This is a genomic window from uncultured Bacteroides sp. (assembly GCF_902491285.1).
Taxonomy (GTDB): domain Bacteria; phylum Bacteroidota; class Bacteroidia; order Bacteroidales; family Bacteroidaceae; genus Bacteroides.
Window position 1 is genome coordinate 1 of sequence record NZ_CABUHK010000007.1, and the last position, 23,910, is coordinate 23,910.

Genomic DNA, 23,910 nt, shown 5'->3' on the forward strand with positions numbered 1-23,910 from the left:
TTGCCGCCGATCCATAATTGCGGGTCCATTCTCCCAAACGCTGTCCGAGATAGTAACCGTCCCAGAAACCACGGTTGAAAACGGTCTTCAAGCGTTCGTCCCAAACTGCAATCTTTTCATCGGTGAACGTATCTTCCAGATAGGCCTTGATAGCTTCCTTATAACATTCTACTACCGTACGCACATACTCAGGACCACGGGCACGACCTTCAATCTTGAATACACGCACGCCCGCGTCCATCATCTTATTCATAAAGTGGATGGTTTTCAAGTCTTTCGGTGACATGATATATTCGTTATCAATATCCAGTTCCACATCCGTTTCCTTATCACGGACAGTATAAGAACGACGGCACACCTGCATACAAGCACCCCGGTTGGCGGAATGGTTCATCTCATGCAGGGAAAGATAACATTTGCCCGAAACAGCCATGCAAAGCGCACCATGGCAGAACATCTCAATGCGAATCTGTTCACCACTCGGACCGCAGATATGCTCTTCCTGTATCTGGCGGTAAATCTCCGCTACCTGTTCCAGGTTCAACTCGCGGGCTAACACCACTACATCGGCAAATTGCGCATAGAATTTCAATGCTTCCGCATTGGAGATATTCAACTGGGTGGAAAGATGCACTTCCTGCCCTATCTGACGGGCATAGTTCATCACCGCCACATCAGCCGCAATCACAGCCGAAATTCCCGCTTCCTTAGCCGCGTCGACAATGGTATGCATCAAAGGAATATCTTTATCATAGATAATGGTGTTAACCGTCAGATAACTTTTCATCCCATGTTCATCGCACGTACGAGCTATCTCCCGCAAATCATCAATCGTGAATGTATTGGCCGAACGGGCACGCATGTTCAGGTTCTCTATACCGAAATAGATAGAATCGGCACCTGCCTGAATGGCCGCAGCAAGAGATTCGCGCGAACCTACAGGAGCCATAATTTCAAAATCTTTCAAACTAAGACTCATAGAATATATACTTATTTGTATCAGTTAAGCAAATGAATGCGTACAAAGGTAGGCTTTTTTCCGTATTTTTGCAGCGAAAACAAGAAGTTACTTCAATCATCAACAGTAAATAGCAAAATCATATATGAAGATTAACGATATAGACTTGGGTGAACACCCTATCCTGCTCGCTCCCATGGAAGACGTGACCGACCCGGCCTTCCGCCTGATGTGCAAAAAGTTTGGGGCGGACATGGTATATACTGAATTTGTATCGAGTGACGCACTGATACGTGCGGTCAGCAAGACGGCACAAAAGTTAAGTATCAGTGATGAAGAACGCCCTGTTGCCATCCAGATATATGGAAAGGATACTGCGACGATGGTAGAAGCAGCCAAAATCGTGGAACAGGCACAACCCGATATTTTAGATATTAACTTCGGGTGTCCGGTGAAAAGAGTCGCCGGAAAGGGTGCAGGAGCAGGAATGTTGCAGAATATCCCCCAAATGCTGGAAATTACCCGTGCCGTAGTAGATGCGGTAAAAATTCCCGTAACGGTTAAAACCCGTTTGGGATGGGATGCCAACAATAAAATCATAGTAGAACTGGCGGAACAGTTGCAAGACTGCGGTATCGCCGCACTAACCATACACGGTCGTACCCGCGCACAAATGTACACTGGAGAAGCGGACTGGACACTGATAGGAGAAGTGAAGAACAATCCGCGGATGCATATTCCGATTATAGGTAACGGAGACGTGACCACGCCTCAACGCTGCAAGGAGTGTTTCGACCGTTATGGAGTGGATGCTGTCATGATAGGCCGTGCCAGTTTCGGACGTCCATGGATATTTAAAGAAGTGAAGCATTATCTGGAGACAGGCGAAGAACTGCCGCCGCTGAGTTTTGAATGGTGTATGGATGTGCTCCGCCAGGAAGTGATTGACAGTGTAAACCTGCTTGATGAACGCAGGGGGATCCTGCACGTACGCCGTCACCTGGCTGCAAGTCCTCTATTCAAGGGAATTCCCAATTTCCGCAACACACGTATTGCCATGCTTCGGGCAGAAACCAAAGAGGAGCTGTTTCAAATATTTAATGAAATACTCACCAACAGAGAAAGTAATCCGGAAAACTAATTCATTATATCCATAGCATTGTATCCGTGAAAGTAATATTTACGGATCAATGCTGTTTTATTTGAACATCGGCTGTGCAAACCACTTCTTGAACATCCAGGTCACCATTACATACAGCAGAAATGCGGAGAAGAAACCGACAATGGCGTCAATGACATAATGTGCCTGAATATAGACGGTAGCTCCACAAAGCAACATATAGAACGGTATAAGACAAGCAAACAGTTTCTTGCTGCCACGCCACGCCATAATCATCAGGATTGTAGAAATGCCGACATGCGAACTGGGGAATGCCGCCGTAGGCCGTTCGCCTACCTGCTGAGAACCTTCTACCAGATTATAAAAGAATCCGTGTTGATATCCCGGTCCGGGCAATAACTCCTGATGATGATTGAAATAATCGCCGATGGCAGGGAAAATCCCTTTGGATACATTATCAAAACCAATAGCCGGAAAATAGAATTGAGGACCTGCAACAGGAACAAATATATAAATCAGATAATATATAAAGAAGGAAGTGACAAGCACAAAAGACATCTTTTCGAACCACTCAAACTTATAAATAAAATAGAATAGAGCCACAATCAGCATCATCGGATAATAAAAGAAATATCCCATATTGAATGCCTCGCTGACTATAAGATGTGGAAATGTATGACAGAACCAGATAGCAGGCTGACCATTGAAAATAAACTGTTCGGCAGTTGCAAATACATGATCTAAATTCGGAAAGAAACGATTGAACTCGAAAGTATCCGGATACCAGTAAGACAACAAACTCATCTGAATGACGATACGCACAAACGCCGAAAATTTACAGGGAGCAAGGCGGTAGAGATACATCAGCAGAAAAGTCATTGCGGCAATCATAGCCCTATCGAGCAACATATGCCATGGATGATCCATCCGCTGAAACAGGAATAGAATCAATATGGAAGTCAGCAGATTATAAATCAATGTAATCTTTTCCACAGCAAACAACCCTTTCCGGGTTTCTACTCGCTTAAATAAGTCTAAAGCCATCCTTCATTTTTATACCAGGCAATGGTTTCACGAACGCCCCTCTCCAAATCATATTCAGGTTCATATCCCAATTCGTTGATTGTCGGAGTTATATCACATTGCCAGTTCCGTTGTTTCATTATCTTATACTTATCAGAATTCAACGTACTGCACTTTTTGGAACGCGCAGCAACGAATTCAGCGAGCAAAGATATAACTTTTAGCACAATTAATGGACATTTCATGTGAAGAACAAATGGGTTCCCCAATTCTTTTTGTATCAGCTTCGAAAATGTACTACTTTTATAGACCTTTCCATCTGTCAGAAAATACGCTTTTCTTGTTACTTTTTTCTCCATACCCAGAAAAATTGCCTGCACAATATCTTTCACATAGATGAAAGTCAAGTCCTGACGTCTAAAACCGACCGAGAAATCAATATGTTTCTGAATAGACTTCGCCATCAGAAAATAATCAGACTCGCGGGGACCGTACACCCCGGTAGGACGATAAATGACATAGGGAAATCCCGGAATACTCTGAATATACAGTTCGGCTTTCAGTTTGCTGAAACCATAGGCCGTGTCAGGTGCCGGAGTATCATCCGTTTCTATCGGAGTATAATCTTTCTCGCGCACAGGCCCGAATACACTCAACGTACTTATATATATGAACTGTTTCGGAACCATATTCAACTCTCTCAACGTATCAATAAAATACTTTGTCTGAAGATAGTTCACATAGTCGAAAGTCTTTTTGTCGGAACATTTTGTCACGCCGGCGCAATGAATGATATAATCAAACTTGTTATACGTACCTTTGTGCCCGGAGAGTTGGGCACGAAGTTCGTTGGGATGTGCAAAATCCAGTTCCAAGAAATGAATTTTCCGGTTTTTAAGATACTGTCTGCTGCTGGTGGAGCGAATGCCCGCCCACACGCCAAACTTCCGTTTCAACGCTTCCTCCACGATGAAACTCCCGATAAAACCGCTTGCGCCCGTTATTAAAATACTCTCCATTATGATTTTCTAGGTCCTGCGTAAATAATTGATTAAAATACTCTCACCAAACATTCTTTTTATAATGCCACAAAGATACAATAAATATAAAATAAAAAGCATTTTGCATTTCTCAATTATTATTTGTTTATTTGCAACTCGATTTATTTACTATTCAACATTTTTAAATCACGTGGAAGATAAGGCCGATTTTGATTTTCTTTTTAGAAAGTACTATCCTCAACTTTATTATTACGCATTTCATCTGATTAATAATATGGAGGCTAGCAAAGATATCGTAAGTGATGCCTTTGAATTTATCTGGACCAATTACGCCAAAATAGATAAAGCCACAGCAAAATCCTATCTATACATATATGTCCGCAATAAAAGCATTGATTTCCTACGGCATCAAAATACACACGAACAGTATATACAAATCTATTCCGAACTAACTAAAAGTTATGTGGAAACAGAATATCAAGAACAAGATGAAAGAATGATGCATATCAGTAAAGCCATGGAAAAACTTACACCACACACAAGACATATTTTAGAAGAATGCTACATCCAACGTAAAAAATACCAGGAAGTGGCAGAGGAATTGAATATCAGTGTTAGCGCAGTAAGAAAACACATAGTGAAAGCTCTGCAAGTAATACGTGAGGAATGTGCAAAAAAATCATAAAGCAGGTGTCTTTATACAGGTGATTAAACGTAATATAATAAGATTGATATAGTATCCGAAAGCGATGAATGAACATACTGACAATATAAATAATACAGAAGAATCTGTAAAGAAGGCACTTGACATCATGGAGAGTCCGGCAGAAATAAGCGACAAGCAATTGCAAGAACTGCTTGAAGATGAAGAATGTCTACAAGCTTGCCGTGATATAATGGACAGCAGCCTTTTCCTGCAACAAAAAGGCGGAACGGAACTGCCGGATATAGAAGCGGAATTAGAACGGTTCAAAAAGAAGAAAGCCGTATCGCGCATGCGTTCTATCCACTGGAAGACCGGAATCGGTATTGCCGCCATGGTTGCCATTCTCTTTGGAAGCTATTATTTCATAAACATCCTGACAACGCCTTCCATCGAACCTATTACAGTATTCACCGCCGATACGGCTCCCCAACATATTATTCTTCAGAAAGACAATGGAGAAAAAATTATGTTGAGCGAACCGGTGATAGCAGACAATCAGATTCCGCCTAAAACGGCAACTACAAAATCTGAAAAGAAAGAATTAGATTACAGGCAAGTTATTTCGAAAACAACGCAGACGCATGTGCTTACCATCCCTCGAGGTGAAAGTTTCAAGGTCGTACTGTGTGACGGAACAGAAGTATGGCTCAACGCCAATAGCAATTTTGTCTACCCCACAGCCTTTGTAGGTAAAGAACGTGTCGTCACTTTAGAAGGAGAGGCCTACTTTAAAGTAACCAAAGATCCCAACCGCCCCTTTGTTGTAAAAACCCCAACTGTGCAAACCAGGGTTCTTGGCACAGAGTTCAATATCCGCAGTTATTCTCCCGAAGATACTCACATAGTACTTATCAATGGAAAAGTGGAAGTCAGCAATACCCAAGGAGGCTCTTATACCAGACTTTATCCGGGAGAAGACGCCCACCTGCAATCTGACGGCAATTTTGTACTCACCGAAGTGGATCTAGACTCTTATGTCTATTGGAAAGACGGGTATTTCTACTTTGATGACATCGCATTAAAAGACATTATGCAAAGTCTGGGACGCTGGTATAATGTAAATATCGAATTTAGGAGTAAAGAAGCGATGAACTATAAGATGCATTTCGTTTCCGACCGTTCCAAAAACTTGGAACACACTATTTCATTACTTAACAGAATGAAAAAAGTAACAGTAACCTTGCAGGGCAATACGCTCACCGTAGACTAACTTTTCATTGCATAAGTATAACAAATTCATACAAGAAACAACAAATTATCACTTTTATTAAAAAATAATTCGCAAAAGGGGTGTCCATTTTTTCGTTTCATACGCACTATTATTACAAACATATTAAAATTAGTGTTATTAGAATGAAACGTATGAGAAAAAATTGGAATCTATTTATTGTGTGTTTTCTATGCGTATTATGCTTTTTACCTCACCAAGTAAACGCTCAAGCAAAATCACAAAAGAAAATCACGATTGAGTTTAGCAACGAACGGTTACCGTCCGTACTAAAACGCTTGGAAAAGATCTCAGGATACAAGATCCTTTTTACGTACGATGACGTCAAAAAGTATACAGTTTCCGGATCCGCCAAAGACAAAAATATTGAGCAGGCTCTTGATATTATCTTAGCAAACAAGCCATTAGAATATCATATCGAAGACCAATTTATCACTATCACTCCCAAAGGTCCTTCCAAACAAGCCAAAGTATTCAATGTAAAAGGAGTTGTAATTTCCGGTGACGACAATCAGCCCCTTATCGGTGCAACCGTTCTCGTCAAGGGAAGTAAATCTGGTGTATTGACGGACATAGACGGAAAATTCTCAATAGAAAACGTATCGAATAAATCCGTACTGCAATTTTCCTATATAGGAATGAAGCCGCAAGACCTTGCTCCCACCCCTACAATGAATGTTACATTGATGCCTGATGTACAAACACTCTCCGAAGTTGTGGTAACAGGTATGCAGAAAATGGACAAGCGCCTGTTTACGGGAGCAACCAACCAATTAACAGCAGACAACGTAAAGCTCGACGGTCTGCCCGACATCAGCCGGGGACTTGAAGGACGTGCAGCAGGTGTATCCGTACAAAATGTATCAGGAACTTTCGGAACCGCTCCAAAAATCCGTGTACGTGGAGCCACCTCTATTTACGGCAGTTCCAAACCTTTGTGGGTAGTCGATGGCGTTATCATGGAAGACGCTATTGACGTTGGTCCGGACGACTTATCTTCAGGAGATGCAGAAACATTGATCAGTTCAGCTATCGCCGGATTAAACTCCGATGACATCGAGAGCTTTCAAATCCTAAAAGACGGTTCGGCAACCTCCATCTATGGTGCACGTGCCATGGCGGGAGTTATTGTAGTTACTACCAAAAAAGGGAAAGCGGGAGTTAGCAAGATTAGTTATACCGGTGAGTTTACAATGAGAATGGTACCTAGCTATAAAGAATTCAATATCATGAACTCACAAGAACAAATGGGTATCTATAAAGAAATGGAGCAGAAAGGCTGGCTGAACAATAGTGATACATACCGGGCAAAAGACAGTGGTGTTTATGGACGTATGTATCGTCTCATCAATCAATACAATCCAACAACCGGCCAATTCGGACTCGCCAATACTCCAGAAGCACGTAACGCCTACCTGCGTGAAGCAGAAATGAGAAACACAGACTGGTTTGATGTTTTATTTTCCAACAACGTCACACAAAATCACTCTGTCAGTATCACATCAGGAAGTGAGAAATCTTCATTTTATGCATCTTTAAGTGCCATGTCAGACCCCGGGTGGTATAGACAAAGTGAAGTTAAACGATATACTGCTAATCTGAACACAAGTTACAACATCTACAAAAATCTGTCAATCAACCTGATATCAAACGCATCATACCGCAAGCAAAAAGCTCCCGGAACATTAAGTTCGGAAGTAAATGCGGCAAGTGGAGAAGTAACACGCCAGTTCGATATCAATCCTTATTCATATGCCTTGAATACATCCCGCGCTTTGGATCCTACAGTAAACTACATAGCCAATTACGCCCCATTTAATATTCTCCATGAATTGGATAATAATTATATGGACTTAAATGTAGTTGATGTAAAGTTTCAGGGAGAATTAAAATGGAAAGCACTCCCGGAACTGGAACTGAGTGCATTAGGGGCTATCAGATACCAATCATCTTCACAAGAGCATTATATTAAAGATAATTCAAATCAAGCAACAGCCTATCGTACCGGCATGGATGATGCCACCATTCGTGATAAAAACGACCTACTCTACACTGACCCGGATAATCCCTATGCATTACCTATCAGTGTACTGCCGGAAGGTGGTATATACCAACGCAAAAATTATCGAATGTTAGGAGTCGATTTCCGTGCCACAGCATCTTGGAATCATTTATTTGCAGAGAAACATATAACCAACCTGTTTGCAGGTATGGAAGTAAATGACCTCAAACGCATGCAAGACTATTTCCAAGGATGGGGTATGCAATATACAATGGGAGAGACACCTTCTTATGTATACGAATACTTTAAAAAAGGGATTGAAGGGGGAAGTAAATATTATGGACTAAACCACACTACTACCCGAAGCGTTGCAGCATTCGCTAATGCCACCTATTCTTATGACGGCCGTTATACTATAAATGGAACTTTCCGTTATGAAGGAACCAACCGCATGGGTAAAAGCCGGTCTGCCCGTTGGTTACCAACATGGAACGTATCCGGTGCATGGAATATGCATGAAGAAGATTTCTTCAAGACTTTGAATCCGCCCCTCACCCATTTTACTCTTAAAGCATCTTATTCTCTGACAGCAGACAGAGGACCGGATTACGTAACTAATTCACATGCCATCATCACCAGTTATTCACCCTACCGCCCATTCACAAGCGGACAAGAAACTGGTCTCTACGTATCCGATCCTGAAAACAGTGAATTGACTTATGAAAAAAAGCATGAGTTGAATATCGGTGCAGACATGGGATTTTTGGATAACCGTATCAATTTTGCAATTGACTGGTATAAACGTAATAATTACGACTTGATTGGTATAACCCCAACACAAGGAGTAGGTGGTGCGATCTATAAATATGCCAACATTGCTTCTATGAAGTCACATGGTATCGAATTTACTCTTTCGACCAAAAACATTCAAACTAAAAAATTCACATGGAATACAGACTTCATATTCTCTAAAGCTAAAAATGAAATCACAGAGCTCAATGCTCGTTCCAGTGTGATGGACTTAGTCTCGGGATATGGCTTTGCCCGACAAAATTATCCGGTGCGCGGTTTGTTCTCAATCCCATTTGCCGGACTGGATATCAACGGTATTCCACAATATTATATCAACGGAGAGGTAACCAGTACCAATATTGACTTCCAGACACGCGACAATATTGATTATTTAAAATATGAAGGTCCGACCGACCCGACCATTACTGGTAGTATGGGTAACATATTTACTTATAAAGGATTTAAACTTAATGTATTTGTCACATACTCCTTTGGAAACGTAGTACGCTTGAATCCATGCTTCAAATATCAATATAGCGACCTGTCTTCCATGCCACGCGAATTTAAAAACCGATGGACCATAGGAAATGAAGAGAAACGTACCAACATTCCCGCAATACTATCCAAGCGCCAGCTTGAAGACAACAGAGACTTAATTTATGCATACAACGCCTATAACTACTCAACGGAAAGAATCGCCAAAGGAGACTTCATCCGTATGAAAGAAATCTCTCTTTCTTACGATTTCCCCAAAGCGTGGATTGCACCGGCAAAGATTTCTAATTTATCCCTGAAACTGCAAGCAACCAATCTGTTTCTGATTTATGCGGATAAAAAGTTAAACGGTCAAGACCCTGAGTTCTTTAATACAGGTGGCGTAGCCTCTCCGGTACCTCGCCAATTTACGTTAACAGTCAGATTAGGTCTTTAATTATCAAAAATTATGAAAGCAATGAAATATACAGCACTTTTATATTATATAGGAGCCATAGTAACCGTCTGCCTGGCAATGTCCTCTTGCAGCAATTTCTTAGATGAGATGCCAGACAACCGGACTGAACTAACAACAGAAGAAAGTATCACTAAAATACTGGTATCAGCTTATCCCGAAACGACAAACTGCCACATCGGGGAATTTTATAGTGACAACATAGATGAAAATAGCAAAGCATACAGTTACCTTTTTCGACTGAATGAGCATCTCTATCGCTGGCAACAAACAACTGAAGAAGATCAAGATTCTCCCCACGCGTTATGGACAGACTGCTACAATGCCATCGCGTCTGCCAACCAAGCTTTACAAGCAATTGAACAAATGGGAAATCCCGCTTCACTGTCCGCACAAAAGGGAGAAGCATTGGTATGCCGCGCATATAGTCACTTTTTACTAGTTACCACATTCTGCAAAGCATACGGTACTACTTCCAAAGAAGACTTGGGAATACCCTATATTACAAAACCCGAAACGACAGTCAATCCTCAATATTCACGTGGAAACGTAGCCGAAGTTTACGAGAGAATAGCCAACGACCTGCAAGAAGGTCTGCCCCTGATTGATGACAACATTTATATCAGACCTAAATATCATTTCAATAAAAAAGCAGCTTACGCATTTGCTGCACGTTTCTACCTTTACTATATGCAACAGGATTATTCCAATTGCCAGAAAGTAATCGAATATGCTAATGCCATATTAGGCAACAACGCTTCTCACCACTTGAGAGATTGGGCAGCATTAGGCTCTTTGTCCCCCAACGGCTCCATACAGCCAAACGCCTATGTAAATTCAGACAATCAAGCTAACTTACTGGTTATAACCGCCGCATCTTATTGGCCTATGGTTGCAGATCCCGGTTATGGTGCCTGCGAAGCGTATTGCAATAATGACATCACAGCCTCGGAAAACTGTAAATCTGAAGGCCCGTGGGGAGATCAGACTTCTTACCACCAAACTCCCTTCGCACCCGGCGGTTCTATAAAAAACGGTTTCCGCCGCTTGGCAATATACAGACAATTTTCCGCATCAGGCGACAGTTGGTCGGGATATATGATGTATCCACCTTTCACAACCGATGAAACACTGCTTTGCCGTGCAGAAGCATATACACTATTGAAACGTTACGATGAAGCAGCAGCAGATATTGATACTTGGCAAAAAGCTTTCACTACAAATACAGAAACCTTAACCAAGGAGTCAATCAATGATTTTTATACTGAATTGTCCTATTATCAGCCGGAAAATCCAACTGTAAAAAAACAGTTGCATCCCGATTTTACTGTTGAAAATGGCATGCAGGAAAATCTTATTCATTGTGTCTTACACGCAAGACGTCTCCTGACATTGGAAGAAGGACTTCGATGGCAAGACATAAAACGTTACGGCATTGTTATTTACCGCCGTTACTTTGAAGGTTACACATTAATGGGAATTACAGATAAAATGGAAGTTGATGATCCGAGGCGTGCAGTTCAATTGCCTACCAGCGTTATCACAGCAGGTATGGAACCAAACCCTAGAAATAACTAATTCATCTGGAGGAAAGAAATATGAAAAGACATTACTATATATATAGTTTAATAATTATTCTGACCTGTGTATTGGGAAGCTGTAACAATGATGAAGATGTGGACAAAGCACACAGTATATTTTCGACAGAAGAAGTGGAGCGTGCCATGTTTGACAAATGGATACTGGACAACTATACTAATACTTATAACATACAATTAAAATATCGCATGGAAGACAATGAAAGCGATATGAGTCATGTATTGATACCGGCAGAATACACAAAATCCGTCGTTCTAGCTAAAATTGTCAAACATGTATGGTTGGAAGCCTACGATGAAATCACAGGTAATCCTAAATTTCTATGCCAATATGTTCCCCGGACAATTCACTTCATCGGTTCGCCTGCCTATGAGGATAACGGAACAATGGTACTGGGAACTGCGGAAGGAGGAATGAAAATCACTCTTTATAATGTAAATGACATCAATCCGGAATACATTGATATGAGTGTATTAAACGAATATTACTTTGAGACCATGCATCATGAATTCGCACATATCCTACACCAGACCAAAAACTATGATCCTTCATTCGACCGTATAACAGAAAACGCTTATATCGGAAGCGACTGGTATATGACCAGAACCGAAGAAGCATGGAAACAAGGGTTTATCACACCTTACGCCATGAGTGAGTCACGTGAAGATTTTGTAGAAAATATTGCGATGTATGTAACCAATACAGCCGCTTACTGGGATAATATGCTTGCCAATGCAGGAGAACAAGGAAGGGCACTTATCCAACAGAAGTTCGACATAGTATACAACTACATGGAGCAAACATGGGGAATTAATCTGGATGACTTACGTGAAATCGTCCTACGTCGCCAAAACGAAATAGCAGAAGGCAAAATTGATTTAAGTGTCATTGAATAAAAACTAGAATTATGAAGAAATACCTATCAATATGCATACTATTGACATTAACAAGTATCGGATTACAGTCCTGTCTTTTTTCCGAAGAGGACGTATTTGATGAATCATCTGCCAATAGAGCTACAGCTGATGTCGCTAAATGCCAAGAAATCCTGAAAGAAGCTTCCAATGGCTGGAAACTTGAATACTATGTAGGCAGCGATTACTCTTCCGGAGCAATAACTTTCCTCATGAAATTTGATGGAACGCAAGTACAGATTGCTTGTGAAGGAGGTACAGACGACTACATAGCTGGTGAGAAGATAACTTCACTCTATCAAGTAAAAACAGAACAAAGTACCATGCTTACCTTCGACACATACAACCCGTTACTTCATTCATTTTCTGCTCCTTTGGGAATGAATATAAATCTGGAAGGTGACTATGAATTCATCATATTGGAAGCCTCTTCGGAGAAAATAATCCTACAAGGCAAGAAGTACAAGAATATAATGGAAATGACTCCGATGCCCGAAGACGAACCTTGGGGCACTTATCTTAAGAATGTAATACAAGTCGAAAAAAACGCATTCTTAAATACTTATAATCTGCAAAAAGGAGGAGAAACGCTAAAAGTTTTCAAAAGAGCTCCCGGCACATTAAGTATCTTCGATGTATATAACACCGATGCCGAAGAAGCAAGCGAGTCATTAGCTTATATCTATACAGATAAAGGATTCAAATTACGAGTTCCTTACATAATCAACAATATATCCATACAACATTTTACATGGAATACACTAACCCGAAAATTCACCTGTACAGACGAAGGAGCCACCGATGTAACCCTCAATGAGTTCTATCCGGAAGGATACTTTCAATATAAAGATTTTATTGGAGATTATATTTTAGGGTTCAACAGTTACATGACGGGAAGTGGGTATGCAGAAGCGTCAATCACCCCTTTGGTAGAAGGAGAAACTTATAAGCTTTCGTTACCACTGACTTATTTCCAAATAAGCATTGAAGTTATTCTGAAATATGATAAGGGAAGCGGGCAAATAATACTCGACTCACAAGATCTCGGATTAAATCCCCTATTTCAATATTACTTCGCTATTGCCGCTGGAACAGAAGGATATGCTCATCCGGAGATAAGTATAATCTCCAAATTACGTAATGGATTAATCAGCAAGGTCGAAAGTACAGAACCATTTGGTTTCTATCTCGTAGACAAGATTACTCAGACGAACTCTGCCCTCATGGTTTGGGCCTATTCATCCGACAAATATTCAGAAAGCACAATGGCCGGTTACATTGAATACTTCAGATATCTCATGATGAAAAAGAAAACAGAGGAAAAACAATAGATTTATATAAAGTATGAAAAAAATATATTTAAACATAGTATCCATTATCCTTTGTATGACAATGATAACAGGATGCGACAACGAAGAGAATATTTCGGTATCTGACTTGCAAATTCTGGCATCCGAAATACATATGGATGCCACAGGTGGAAAAGGATATGTAGAAATCAGTTCATCAAAAACAGTCAGTGCCCGGCTGACAGATACTGGCTGGTGTAGCATCGAAGAAATAACTGATAATAAAATAACTATCAACACCCAACCTAACTATGGTTATTCCGGTCGCTCAAGCCAACTGGTCATTACTGATGGAGTCAAAGAAGAAAAACTTACCGTGATGCAATCCGGGGCGGTTTTTGTTTTTGAAGACAGCAAATGGATACAGCGCGTAACAAATGCCGCAACTACCTTACACGTTAAACAGTACGGTTCTTTCCCTTGTATCGTAAACATACCGGAAGAAGCCCGTAACTGGTTATCGTATAAAGAGGATGACAACGGTAAAGGGGGGACATTTATAATAACCCAAAACACATCTAATAATATCCGTGCCGCCAAAATCACGGTAACTAATGGTAACCGAGATTTTGAATATCAGATACTCCAGTATGAAGTAGATGATATGTTGGGAACGTGGAATGGACAATATACTAATGATTTTCAAACATATTACGCTTTGAAAGATGTAAAAATCACCAAAGAAGAAGACGGAACTTACTCTGTAGCAAACCTGGCCAACAGTCAACCTTATACATTAAGAGGAGAAGCCGAAAATAACACACTAACCTTTGAAGCCGGCCAGTATCTCGGAAAAATGTATGATATGTTTTACCTAGGTCTCGCTATACAAGATACCCGGGGAGAAATGCATGAAGCCGGCTACAAAATAGGACTTGGCCCCGTTATATTAGCAGACGGAACAATCGGCTTAATGTTTGACGACACAATAGGGGAATATCCTTCAATCGCCTTTTATTTCATAGCATATATTGATGAGTTCCTTGACGAAGCTTATGGAGCAGCATATATATTCGCAAACTGTTTACTATACAAATAGAACTAAAAACCATTTAATTAAAACGCATTTATGAGAAAAGACTTACTATTAGGAATTGCTGTCACCTCTCTGATCGGATTGTCAAGTTGCAGCAGCGATGATGAGAACACAACATGGGGTATTTCTGCACCAGATGCCGCCCTTACAATCTCTTTACCTTCGGACTTTGCATGGAATAATGACTCGAAGATAGGGCTTTACTGTGCGCAAGCTTATGACAATGGTACAGTTGGGGTAATCAACAAAGCTATAGCTATTACAAGCGGAGCTGGTACAAACAACGCCGGACTGGCCAATGCCATAAAACCGGGTGAAGGAGCAAACAAACTTTATGCATATTATCCTTACAATGAAGCCTTGGGAGAAAATCCTGCAAAAGTAAAAGTCAGTATTCCTTTACTTCAAAAGCAGAATATGCCCGATCCTACTCAAAGCACCAATGAATATTCGTTCTTTTATGGAACACAAACAGCAACTCCGGTCGATGCCAGTCCGATGACTGCAAATATTGCAATGAAAAATCTATTCTGTGTATTAGAGTTCAATATAGGCACAACTGCATTCGGAATAGGTAAACAATTATCCGAAATCACAGTATCAGCCGAAGATGCTAAGCTAGCCGGTGACTTTGGAGTGAATCTGACAACAGATAAAGTTGTCGCAGACGGTACAGCCGATGCCTCTTATATTTCTGCCAACTCTATCACTTTACAAATGGAAGGGACAGCAGGAACATTAGCCGCAGCTCCTATAAAAGCACGTATTGCAATGAATCCGGCACAATTGGAAGGCAAACAATTGAAAATCAAAGTCAAGCTAGGAAATGACTCATGGGAATTCACAGAAGATGGACGTAACTATCTGGCAAATAAAATATACTCTGTTGATTTGAATCTGACAGATCCTCCATTAAATCTGAATGAAAAAGGATATTCAAACAGTTACATGGTAAACCAACCCAATACAACATACAAATTTGATGCAAAAGTACAGGGAAATGGAAAAGCCACTACAGGTATAACACCACAATCTATTGATCCGAAAGACGCCTTTATTGTGTGGGAATCCACTTCAGCACAGAACGGAGTCATCAAAGACGTTAAATTATCAACAGATGGATTTGTTACTTTCACTACTTCCGGTACTATCGGCGGAAATGCCCTGATCGCTGTTACTGACGGCATACCAACTGATGAATTCCCTAAAGGAACTATTTTGTGGAGTTGGCATATCTGGAGTACCGATTATGATATTTCACAAGATGCAGCTATTACTAATGCTGACGGAGTTAAATTCCACTTTATGAGAATTAACTTAGGTGCACTAAGCGTTGCTCCAGACGCAAATGGATATGGATTAAAATACCAATGGGGACGCAAAGACCCATTTTTCTATGATGGAATCCCTTCTGGAGGAGTGGTAACAGGCGTAGTATCCGACCAAATGTATGGATGGCAATCCAATGCATATTCTCCAGAAGTAGGAGGTGAAGATTTGTCATTGTATTATTCAACTGTATTTCCTACAGCTTTCTTCAAAGGCGGTTATGGAACGGATAATGATTGGTACGGAACAGGAACAGGTATAGAAAACAGAAATAATAATTTATGGGGAAATCCTGAAAACGGATTAGGAAATAAATCTATTTATGACCCATGTCCGGTAGGTTATCGTGTACCTCCACAAGCTGCATATAATAATTTCTCAAACCCCAATTATAAAAATTTCGGCTGTACATTCAAAGGTGCAGAAGATCTTTTCTTTATGGGAGCCGGATACTTAACCTATAGTAGTGGTGTCATTGGAGGAAAAGGTTACGGTAACAAATATTCATTAACATATTGGACAACTAATACAAGTGATATAAATGCTATATCCATGAGATATGATCCACCAGTATCAAGTCCTAGTGCATATTTCAGTAACAAACAGGGAACACAACGAGCACAAGGCAGTATTGTTCGTTGCATCCGTGAATAAATCTCTCTCTTAAATATTAATTTAACATTAATGAATTGAAGAGCTGTCTCCGCGAGGAAGCAGCTCTCCTTATATCCGTCTATCAACCTGCCTATTAGTTTTCATAACCTCGTACACGACAAACAATCTACCACAAATTATTAAATACAAGCCCGCACCGCTATTTTTCTTTCCCCAAAGTTTCCATAAGGAAAATAATCGTCTATCTTTGTAACTACATATTTTTAAAAGACTACATTATGGCGAAAAAGAAAGAAAAGAAAGAGAAAAAAGCCGGCAAGAGAATGAGTAAGAAAGAGCTGGCAGCGTTGTTAATAGACTTTTTCCATGCCAAACCCAATGAGATTCTAAGCATGAAATACATTTTCTCGGAATTGCGTCTCACCACTCATCCGCAGAAAATGCTATGCGTCGATATACTACATGACCTTTTAGATGACGATTATATCAGTGAAATAGAAAAAGGAAAGTTTCGTCTGAACAGTCACGGAACGGAGATGATAGGCACTTTCCAACGGAAGAGCAATGGTAAGAACTCGTTTATTCCCGAAGAGGGAGGCGATCCGGTATTCGTAGCCGAACGTAATTCCGCCCATGCGATGAATAACGATAAGGTAAAGATAACCTTCTATGCCAAACGGAAGAACAGGGAAGCCGAAGGAGAAGTCATCGAAATACTGGAACGTGCCAACGATACATTCGTCGGAACGCTGGAAGTGGCTAAGTCCTATGCATTTCTGGTGACGGAGAACCGTACGCTTGCCAATGATATCTTCATCCCGAAAGACAAGTTGAAAGGCGGAAAGACGGGAGACAAGGCAATCGTAAAGGTGACCGAATGGCCGGACAAAGCAAAGAACCCCATCGGACAAGTAATAGATATATTGGGACAGGCTGGCGATAACACCACGGAGATGCACGCTATTCTCGCAGAATTCGGTTTGCCGTATGTATATCCGAAATCAGTAGAAACGGCGGCCGATAAGATTCCTGCTGAAATCTCTGCCGAAGAGATTGCCAGACGCGAAGACTTCCGCAAGATTACCACTTTCACCATCGACCCGAAAGATGCCAAAGACTTCGACGACGCACTCTCCATCCGCCCCATCAAAAACGGACTGTGGGAAGTAGGCGTACACATCGCCGACGTGACACATTACGTAAAAGAAGGCGGAATCATCGACAAGGAAGCCGAAAAGCGTGCCACTTCCGTCTACCTCGTAGACCGCACCATCCCGATGCTTCCCGAACGTTTGTGCAACTTCATCTGCTCACTTCGCCCGAACGAGGAGAAACTCGCTTTCTCCGTCATCTTCGACATCACCGAAAAGGGAGAAGTCAAAGACTCACGCATCGTGCATACAGTTATCAATTCCGACCGCCGTTTCACCTACGAAGAAGCGCAGCAGATTATTGAAACCAAAGAGGGGGACTTCAAAGAAGAAGTACTCATGCTGGATACCATTGCGAAAGCACTTCGCGAAAAACGATTCGTAGCAGGAGCCATCAACTTCGACCGTTATGAAGTGAAATTTGAAATTGACGAGAAAGGGAAACCTGTCAGCGTTTACTTCAAAGAATCGAAAGATGCCAATAAACTCGTAGAAGAATTCATGCTGCTTGCCAACAAGACCGTGGCTGAAAAGATAGGACGTGTGCCCAAGAACAAGAAACCCAAAGTACTTCCTTACCGTATCCACGACCTGCCCGATCCGGAAAAACTGGAAAACCTGTCGCAATTCATCGCCCGCTTTGGCTATAAGGTACGTACAAGCGGAACCAAGACGGACATATCAAAATCCATCAACCACCTGCTGGACGACATCCACGGAAAGAAAGAAGAGAACCTGATAGAAACCGTATCCATCCGCGCCATGCAGAAGGCACGTTATTCAACGCACAATATCGGTCACTACGGACTGGCATTCGAATACTATACGCATTTCACCTCGCCCATCCGCCGGTTCCCGGACATGATGGTACATCGCCTGGTCACGAAGTATTTGGACGGCGGGCGCAGCGTATCCGAAGCCAAGTATGAAGACCTTTGTGACCACAGTTCGAACATGGAGCAAATCGCGGCCAACGCCGAACGCGCTTCCATCAAATACAAACAGGTGGAATTTATGAGCGAACGGTTGGGGCAGATTTATGACGGCGTTATCTCCGGTGTCACTGAATGGGGGTTATACGTCGAACTGAACGAAAACAAGTGCGAAGGTCTTGTACCTGTCCGCGACTTGGACGACGACTATTACGAATTCGACGAAAAGAACTACTGCCTGCGCGGACGCCGCAAGAATAAGACATACAGTTTGGGAGACGCTATCACCGTTCGTGTGGCACGTGCCAACCTGGAAAAGAAACAACTTGATTTTGAATTAATAGAGAAATAAATTCACCGCAAAGGACGCAGAGTACACGGAGTTTTTTACTTCATGATTTCTCAGTGTGCTCTGTGCCTTGTGGTGAACAAAACAGCCATTATGAAAACCTTTATCATTGAAGACAGACAAAGAATCGAATCTATCATTCTTCATTGTGACGCTTGCTTTGTAGGCATAGTCGATATGGAAGGCAATCCATACGTGGTTCCCATGAACTTCGGTTATGAAAACGGCGTCATCTATCTCCACTCCGGCCCCGAAGGCAGTAAAGTGGAAATGCTGGAACATAATAATAATGTCTGCATTACTTTCAGCCTCGGACATAAACTCGTCTACCAGCACGAGAAAGTAGCTTGCAGTTACAGTATGCGTTCCGAAAGTGCCATGTGCCGTGGCAAAGTAGAGTTCATCGAGGGTATGGATGAGAAACGTAACGCATTGGACGTTATTATGCGTCACTATACAAACAATGAATTCAACTATTCCGACCCGGCTGTCCGCAACGTCAAAGTATGGAAAGTACCGGTAGACCAGATGACGGGAAAAGTCTTCGGTCTGCGAGCTGATGAAAAGCCATGAAACGGCTTCTGACATTCTGTTTATTCACAATTATCCTTCTGTTGCCTGCTTTTTCCGTTTCCTCACACCCCCCAAAGCAGGTAAACAGCCATTCTTTTACCTATCAGTATCTCACCACTAAGGAAGGGCTGAGCAACCAACGCGTTTTCTCCATTATCGAAGACAAGAAAGGTTTCATTTGGATTTCCACCCGTTCGGGTGTGGACTGCTTCAACGGCAGAAATGTGAAGAACTACAACCTCTTCGGAGAAGACATCATCGTAGACGGAGCCGGACGCATGATTTACCTGACCAAAGACTCGCACGAAACCCTTTGGGCATACACAAGTGCCGGTAAGATATTCAAATACGACTCCATATCCGACTCCTTCACACTCGAAATTGATGTAGCGGAACTAACAGAAAGCGGAATTTTACAGAACGACCTCTTCATCGATTCGTCCGACCACTTTTGGTTCGGACTGAAAAGCGGCCTGTTCCGCTACGACAACTCCAGTAGCAACATAAAGAACCTGCTAAAAGGGAAATGCATCAATTCCATACACTTCGCCCCAGCAAACGAAACCCTATACATCGCCACCACCGAAGGGCTTTACGAACTCAACCCGCAGAACGAAGAAATCACTTCCACATTGCCAGGCTTCTATATCCAGTCCATATTCTACGACTCCGCAACATCTCTTCTGTGGATAGGCACGTTCAATTCCGGAGTAAAAGTGCGGGATACCCGCACGGGTAACTACCTGTCCAATGAATCACTGGAGCAATTGCCCCATCTCCCCTATCGTTCCATCATCCCTTATGACGAACGGACACTATTATTGGGAGTAGACGGAACAGGCGTATATGCAACCACCCGCGACGCAAAATCCTCATGGTCTTTCCTCAACGCCAACCAGGAAGAAGAAGGCGAACTGAAAGGCAACGGCATCTATGCCCTCTGTAAAGACAGCTCTTCCAACCTATGGATTGGAAGCTATACAGGTGGTGTCGCCTGTGCCAACCCAAAAAAATATTTCTTCGAACTCACCCGACACGAATACAAAAACCCGCAATCGCTGACGAACAACCACGTCAACGCAATCCTCGAAGACAACGAAGGCGACCTATGGTACGCCACCAATCAAGGCATCAGCGTGCACTTGACTAAGTCTGGCAACTGGAAACACTTCCTGAAAGAAAACGTATTCCTGACTCTCTGCAACGATGGGGACGGCAATGTATGGACAGGCGGTTACGGCACAGGCGTGTATTGCCTCAACAAGCACACAGGCATCCGCCGCCATCTCACCACCGACCGTCCCGGCACACTGACTACCAACTACATCTACTCCATCCTGAAGGACGAAAACAAAGACCTGTGGTTTGGCGGCATGTACGGCAACCTCGTCAGATATACCCCATCCCAAGCGGGTAAAGCAGAAGGATTCACCTCATACGGCATCACGCTCATAAACTCAATAACCACAGTCAGCAAGGACACCTTGGCACTAGCCACAGCCAACGGGCTTTACCTATTGAATAAACAGACGGGGAACTTCAAACAATACTTCACCTCGCCTTCCAATGCCGACACCCGGAGCAACAGCTTCATCTATTCCATGTATTTCCCGACCCACGATAAGGTATGGTTCGGAACAGACGGCGGCGGCATCAACCTGCTGGACTTGCAAACGGGCAAAGCCGTCACCTACTCCACAGCAGACGGCCTGCCTTCTAACTACGTCTACAGCATCCTGCCCGACAACGAAGGTCATCTATGGCTCAGCACGGACAAGGGACTGGCATACATCACCCCGTCCCCCACACCGGAAATAACCAATATCGGCTTCCTCGACGGACTGGCAAACGAATTCAACTTCATGTCCTACACCCGCCTGAGAAACGGAGATTTCATCTACGGAAGCACCAACGGCGCCGTACGCTTCAACCCGGAGAACTTCACCCGTCCTCTCTACGAAGCCCCCCTACACTTCACCTCTTTCGAAGTCCCGCAAAAATCACGCGAAAAGACCGAAGAGAAGAAGATACAATTCAACCGTATGCTGAACGAAGGGAAAACGATTCAACTGAAATACAACGAGAACTCGTTCCTTATCTCTTTCATCTCCGTCTCCTACCAGTATCAGCAGGACATTCAATACAGCTACCAACTGGAGGGATTTGAACAGACTTGGAGTGCCCCGACCGGCGAACTCAGTATCCGGTACACCAATATCCCACCGGGCGACTACACTTTCCGCGTAAAAAGCATGAGCAAGAACGGCGGACAGCAACTGGACGAGCAAACCATCCGCATACACATAGCGCAGCCCTACTGGAACACTGCCCTCGCCTGGCTGATATACATCATCCTGCTGGCAGGAATCACCTATTTCGTATGGCGTTTCTTCGCCAACAAAATGGAGAAGAAGCACTTCTCCGAAAAGATACAGTTCTTTATCAACACCGCCCACGATATCCGCACTCCGGTGACGCTTATCATGGCTCCCCTCGGCGACCTGAGCAAAGAAGAAGGGCTCTCCAAAGAGGGAAGAAAATACCTACAAATCGCCCGCAAGAACACAGAGAAACTGTACAACCTAATCACCCAGCTACTCGACTTCCAAAAGATAGACACCACCCACCTCACCCTGCAAGTAGCCGAATACGACCTGAAATCGTACTTACAGGAGAAGGTTCTCAACTTCCAGACACTCTGCGAAAGCAAGCAAATCCGCATGCAGCTATTCCTGCCGGATTATCCCGTCTCCCTATGGATGGACAAGGACAAAGCGGATAAAATCTTCGACAACCTTTTCTCGAACGCAGTGAAATATACTTCCACAGGCGGAGAAATCACCATCAAAGCTGAACAGAACGACAAGAAAATAACCATAATAGTGAAGGACAACGGTATAGGTATCCCGCGCAAAGCGCAGCGTTATATCTTCTCCAACTTCTACCGTGCCGAAAATGCCGTCAACTCCAAAGAGACAGGCAGCGGCATCGGTCTGCTTCTCACCCGCCGCCTTATGAAACTGCACAAAGGGCATATCTCTTTCAGCAGCAACGAGGGCGAAGGCTCTACCTTCCTGCTCACTTTCCGCAAGGGAAACCGCCACCTGGCAAGATACATCGTCCCTGCCCGGATAGACGCTTCCATCATTTCCGCCACCGAACCGGTTACAGAAGTCATTGAACCGTCCGACTTGTCCGAAACCAACAACACAGACAACAATACCGACAACGCCCCGCAAACGGACAAATCCAAAGAGCGGATAATGATAGTAGAAGACAACGACGAACTCCGCTTCTACCTCAAAAAAACATTCGCGCCTATCTATTCCGTTATCGACAAGCCCGATGCCGAATCGGCTCTCGAATACTTGAAAGACAAATCCGTAGAACTGATAATCTCCGATGTCATGATGCCGGGCATCCAGGGAGACGAACTCTGCCGCCGTATAAAATCGGACTTCGCCACCTCGCATATCCCCGTCATCCTGCTGACTGCCAAGACAGAGAAAGACGCCATCCTCGAAGGACTGGAAAGCGGCGCGGACGACTACCTGACCAAGCCCTTTGACACGGAAATCCTAAAGACCAAAATCAAAGGAGTATTGCAGAACCGCAAGATTATGCGGGAGTACTTCCTTTCCCATTCGCTCAGTCCTACTCCTGCTGCCGCTACTCCAAACGAAGAAAAAGAAAACGCAGAATGTACTGCCAGTCTCCTGTCCCCCATGGACAAGGAATTCCTTGAACGCTGTACCAGACTCGTCACGGAAAACCTGGCAAACCCGGACTTCACCATCAACCAACTCTGCCGCGAAGTGGCACTCAGCCGCACCCTGTTCTATGAAAAGCTGAAAGCCCTGACAGGACAAGCGCCCACCGAGTTTATCAAGTTGCTGCGTATGACGGAAGCCGCCAATCTATTGAAACAACAGATTCCGGTGCAGGAAGTCGCCCTCTTGGTAGGCTTCACTGACTCCAAGTATTTCAGTACGGCATTCAAGAAGCATTACGGAGTTTCTCCAAGCAAATTCCTCTAAAAATCTATGAATAATCCAATGAGTTGTGTTAAATAGCCCTATATACATTGTATACATAATATATCTTTGTATCAAATACTTAAGATTATGGCAACAATAGCATTAGAAAAGAAGAAAAAGAACATTGATTTACCAGTAGATACTTTACAGAAATTATCTATCATAGCAACATCACAGGGCAAAAGTCTGAAAGCTTTTATCAAAAACATTCTAGTAGCCAAAGCAATAGTATAAGCGTGGAAGTTTC

16 protein-coding genes are annotated in these 23,910 nt (G+C 42.8%); 13 read left to right on the forward strand and 3 right to left on the reverse strand.

Annotated features, from left to right (window positions below; all coding sequences use genetic code 11):
- On the reverse strand, positions 1-979 hold a 979-nt coding region (locus RDN93_RS02885), incomplete at its 3' end, for a peptidase U32 family protein (protein WP_308744154.1).
- 124 nt (positions 980-1,103) lie between these two features.
- Between RDN93_RS02885 and dusB the strand changes: the two genes are divergently transcribed.
- Positions 1,104-2,099: a tRNA dihydrouridine synthase DusB gene (gene dusB, locus RDN93_RS02890; protein ID WP_308744155.1), complete on the forward strand. Its 996-nt coding sequence runs from the start codon at positions 1,104-1,106 to the stop codon at positions 2,097-2,099.
- 57 nt (positions 2,100-2,156) lie between these two features.
- On the opposite strand, the gene RDN93_RS02895 is transcribed toward dusB, so the two are convergent.
- Together RDN93_RS02895 and RDN93_RS02900 are read right to left on the reverse strand one after the other, a co-directional pair.
- Positions 2,157-3,122 (reverse strand): phosphatase PAP2 family protein, encoded by a 966-nt coding sequence (locus RDN93_RS02895; protein ID WP_308744156.1) that lies wholly within the window; start codon positions 3,120-3,122, stop codon positions 2,157-2,159.
- Positions 3,113-4,120 (reverse strand): NAD(P)-dependent oxidoreductase, encoded by a 1,008-nt coding sequence (locus RDN93_RS02900; protein ID WP_308744157.1) that lies wholly within the window; start codon positions 4,118-4,120, stop codon positions 3,113-3,115. Before RDN93_RS02900 ends, RDN93_RS02895 begins: the two co-directional genes overlap by 10 nt.
- A 64-nt stretch (positions 4,121-4,184) precedes the next feature.
- Here RDN93_RS02900 and RDN93_RS02905 point away from each other — a divergent pair, with 64 nt between their 5' ends.
- The 12 genes from RDN93_RS02905 (at position 4,185) to RDN93_RS02960 (ending at position 23,897) form a co-directional block, all read left to right on the forward strand.
- A complete protein-coding gene (locus RDN93_RS02905; RefSeq protein WP_308744158.1) occupies positions 4,185-4,787 on the forward strand; it encodes an RNA polymerase sigma-70 factor in 603 nt (200 codons plus the stop codon).
- A gap of 64 nt (positions 4,788-4,851) precedes the next feature.
- Complete coding sequence (locus tag RDN93_RS02910; protein ID WP_308744159.1) at positions 4,852-6,018, forward strand: FecR family protein; 1,167 nt, start codon at positions 4,852-4,854, stop codon at positions 6,016-6,018.
- A 152-nt stretch (positions 6,019-6,170) separates the two neighbouring features.
- Positions 6,171-9,761, forward strand: coding sequence for a SusC/RagA family TonB-linked outer membrane protein (locus tag RDN93_RS02915; RefSeq protein WP_308744160.1), 3,591 nt, complete (start codon positions 6,171-6,173; stop codon positions 9,759-9,761).
- Positions 9,762-9,782: 21 nt separating this feature from the next.
- On the forward strand, positions 9,783-11,357 hold the full coding sequence (locus RDN93_RS02920; protein ID WP_308744215.1) for a RagB/SusD family nutrient uptake outer membrane protein: 1,575 nt from the start codon (positions 9,783-9,785) through the stop codon (positions 11,355-11,357).
- 20 nt (positions 11,358-11,377) lie between these two features.
- Positions 11,378-12,274, forward strand: a complete 897-nt coding sequence (locus RDN93_RS02925) for a putative zinc-binding metallopeptidase (RefSeq protein ID WP_308744161.1) — start codon at positions 11,378-11,380, stop codon at positions 12,272-12,274.
- An 11-nt stretch (positions 12,275-12,285) separates the two neighbouring features.
- Positions 12,286-13,623, forward strand: a complete 1,338-nt coding sequence (locus RDN93_RS02930) for a DUF4302 domain-containing protein (protein WP_308744162.1) — start codon at positions 12,286-12,288, stop codon at positions 13,621-13,623.
- Between the two features lie 13 nt (positions 13,624-13,636).
- Positions 13,637-14,680: a BACON domain-containing protein gene (locus RDN93_RS02935; RefSeq protein WP_308744163.1), complete on the forward strand. Its 1,044-nt coding sequence runs from the start codon at positions 13,637-13,639 to the stop codon at positions 14,678-14,680.
- 30 nt (positions 14,681-14,710) lie between these two features.
- Positions 14,711-16,660 carry a hypothetical protein gene (locus RDN93_RS02940; RefSeq protein ID WP_308744164.1) on the forward strand — a complete coding sequence of 650 codons (1,950 nt, stop codon included), beginning with the start codon at positions 14,711-14,713 and terminating at the stop codon, positions 16,658-16,660.
- A 239-nt stretch (positions 16,661-16,899) separates the two neighbouring features.
- Positions 16,900-19,056, forward strand: a complete 2,157-nt coding sequence (gene rnr, locus RDN93_RS02945; protein WP_308744165.1) for a ribonuclease R — start codon at positions 16,900-16,902, stop codon at positions 19,054-19,056.
- Between the two features lie 90 nt (positions 19,057-19,146).
- Entirely contained in the window at positions 19,147-19,626 is a 480-nt protein-coding gene (locus RDN93_RS02950) for a pyridoxamine 5'-phosphate oxidase family protein (protein ID WP_308744166.1), read from the forward strand.
- The gene (locus RDN93_RS02955) at positions 19,623-23,663 is read left to right on the forward strand and encodes a two-component regulator propeller domain-containing protein (RefSeq protein WP_308744167.1); all 4,041 of its coding nucleotides are present in this window, start codon (positions 19,623-19,625) and stop codon (positions 23,661-23,663) included. The genes RDN93_RS02950 and RDN93_RS02955 overlap by 4 nt, the downstream gene beginning before the upstream one ends.
- Before the next feature lie 87 nt (positions 23,664-23,750).
- On the forward strand, positions 23,751-23,897 hold the full coding sequence (locus tag RDN93_RS02960; protein ID WP_308744168.1) for a hypothetical protein: 147 nt from the start codon (positions 23,751-23,753) through the stop codon (positions 23,895-23,897).
- The last annotated feature ends 13 nt before the right edge of the window (positions 23,898-23,910 follow it).

Bases quoted from the DNA above. Each gene is read 5' to 3' on its own strand.
- dusB (WP_308744155.1), top strand. From the start codon at position 1,104: ATGAAGATTAACGATATAGACTTGGGTGAACACCCTATCCTGCTCGCT.
- RDN93_RS02895 (WP_308744156.1), bottom strand. From the start codon at position 3,122: ATGGCTTTAGACTTATTTAAGCGAGTAGAAACCCGGAAAGGGTTGTTT.
- RDN93_RS02900 (WP_308744157.1), bottom strand. From the start codon at position 4,120: ATGGAGAGTATTTTAATAACGGGCGCAAGCGGTTTTATCGGGAGTTTC.
- RDN93_RS02905 (WP_308744158.1), top strand. From the start codon at position 4,185: ATGCCACAAAGATACAATAAATATAAAATAAAAAGCATTTTGCATTTC.
- RDN93_RS02910 (WP_308744159.1), top strand. From the start codon at position 4,852: ATGAATGAACATACTGACAATATAAATAATACAGAAGAATCTGTAAAG.
- RDN93_RS02915 (WP_308744160.1), top strand. From the start codon at position 6,171: ATGAGAAAAAATTGGAATCTATTTATTGTGTGTTTTCTATGCGTATTA.
- RDN93_RS02920 (WP_308744215.1), top strand. From the start codon at position 9,783: ATGAAATATACAGCACTTTTATATTATATAGGAGCCATAGTAACCGTC.
- RDN93_RS02925 (WP_308744161.1), top strand. From the start codon at position 11,378: ATGAAAAGACATTACTATATATATAGTTTAATAATTATTCTGACCTGT.
- RDN93_RS02930 (WP_308744162.1), top strand. From the start codon at position 12,286: ATGAAGAAATACCTATCAATATGCATACTATTGACATTAACAAGTATC.
- RDN93_RS02935 (WP_308744163.1), top strand. From the start codon at position 13,637: ATGAAAAAAATATATTTAAACATAGTATCCATTATCCTTTGTATGACA.
- RDN93_RS02940 (WP_308744164.1), top strand. From the start codon at position 14,711: ATGAGAAAAGACTTACTATTAGGAATTGCTGTCACCTCTCTGATCGGA.
- rnr (WP_308744165.1), top strand. From the start codon at position 16,900: ATGGCGAAAAAGAAAGAAAAGAAAGAGAAAAAAGCCGGCAAGAGAATG.
- RDN93_RS02950 (WP_308744166.1), top strand. From the start codon at position 19,147: ATGAAAACCTTTATCATTGAAGACAGACAAAGAATCGAATCTATCATT.
- RDN93_RS02955 (WP_308744167.1), top strand. From the start codon at position 19,623: ATGAAACGGCTTCTGACATTCTGTTTATTCACAATTATCCTTCTGTTG.
- RDN93_RS02960 (WP_308744168.1), top strand. From the start codon at position 23,751: ATGGCAACAATAGCATTAGAAAAGAAGAAAAAGAACATTGATTTACCA.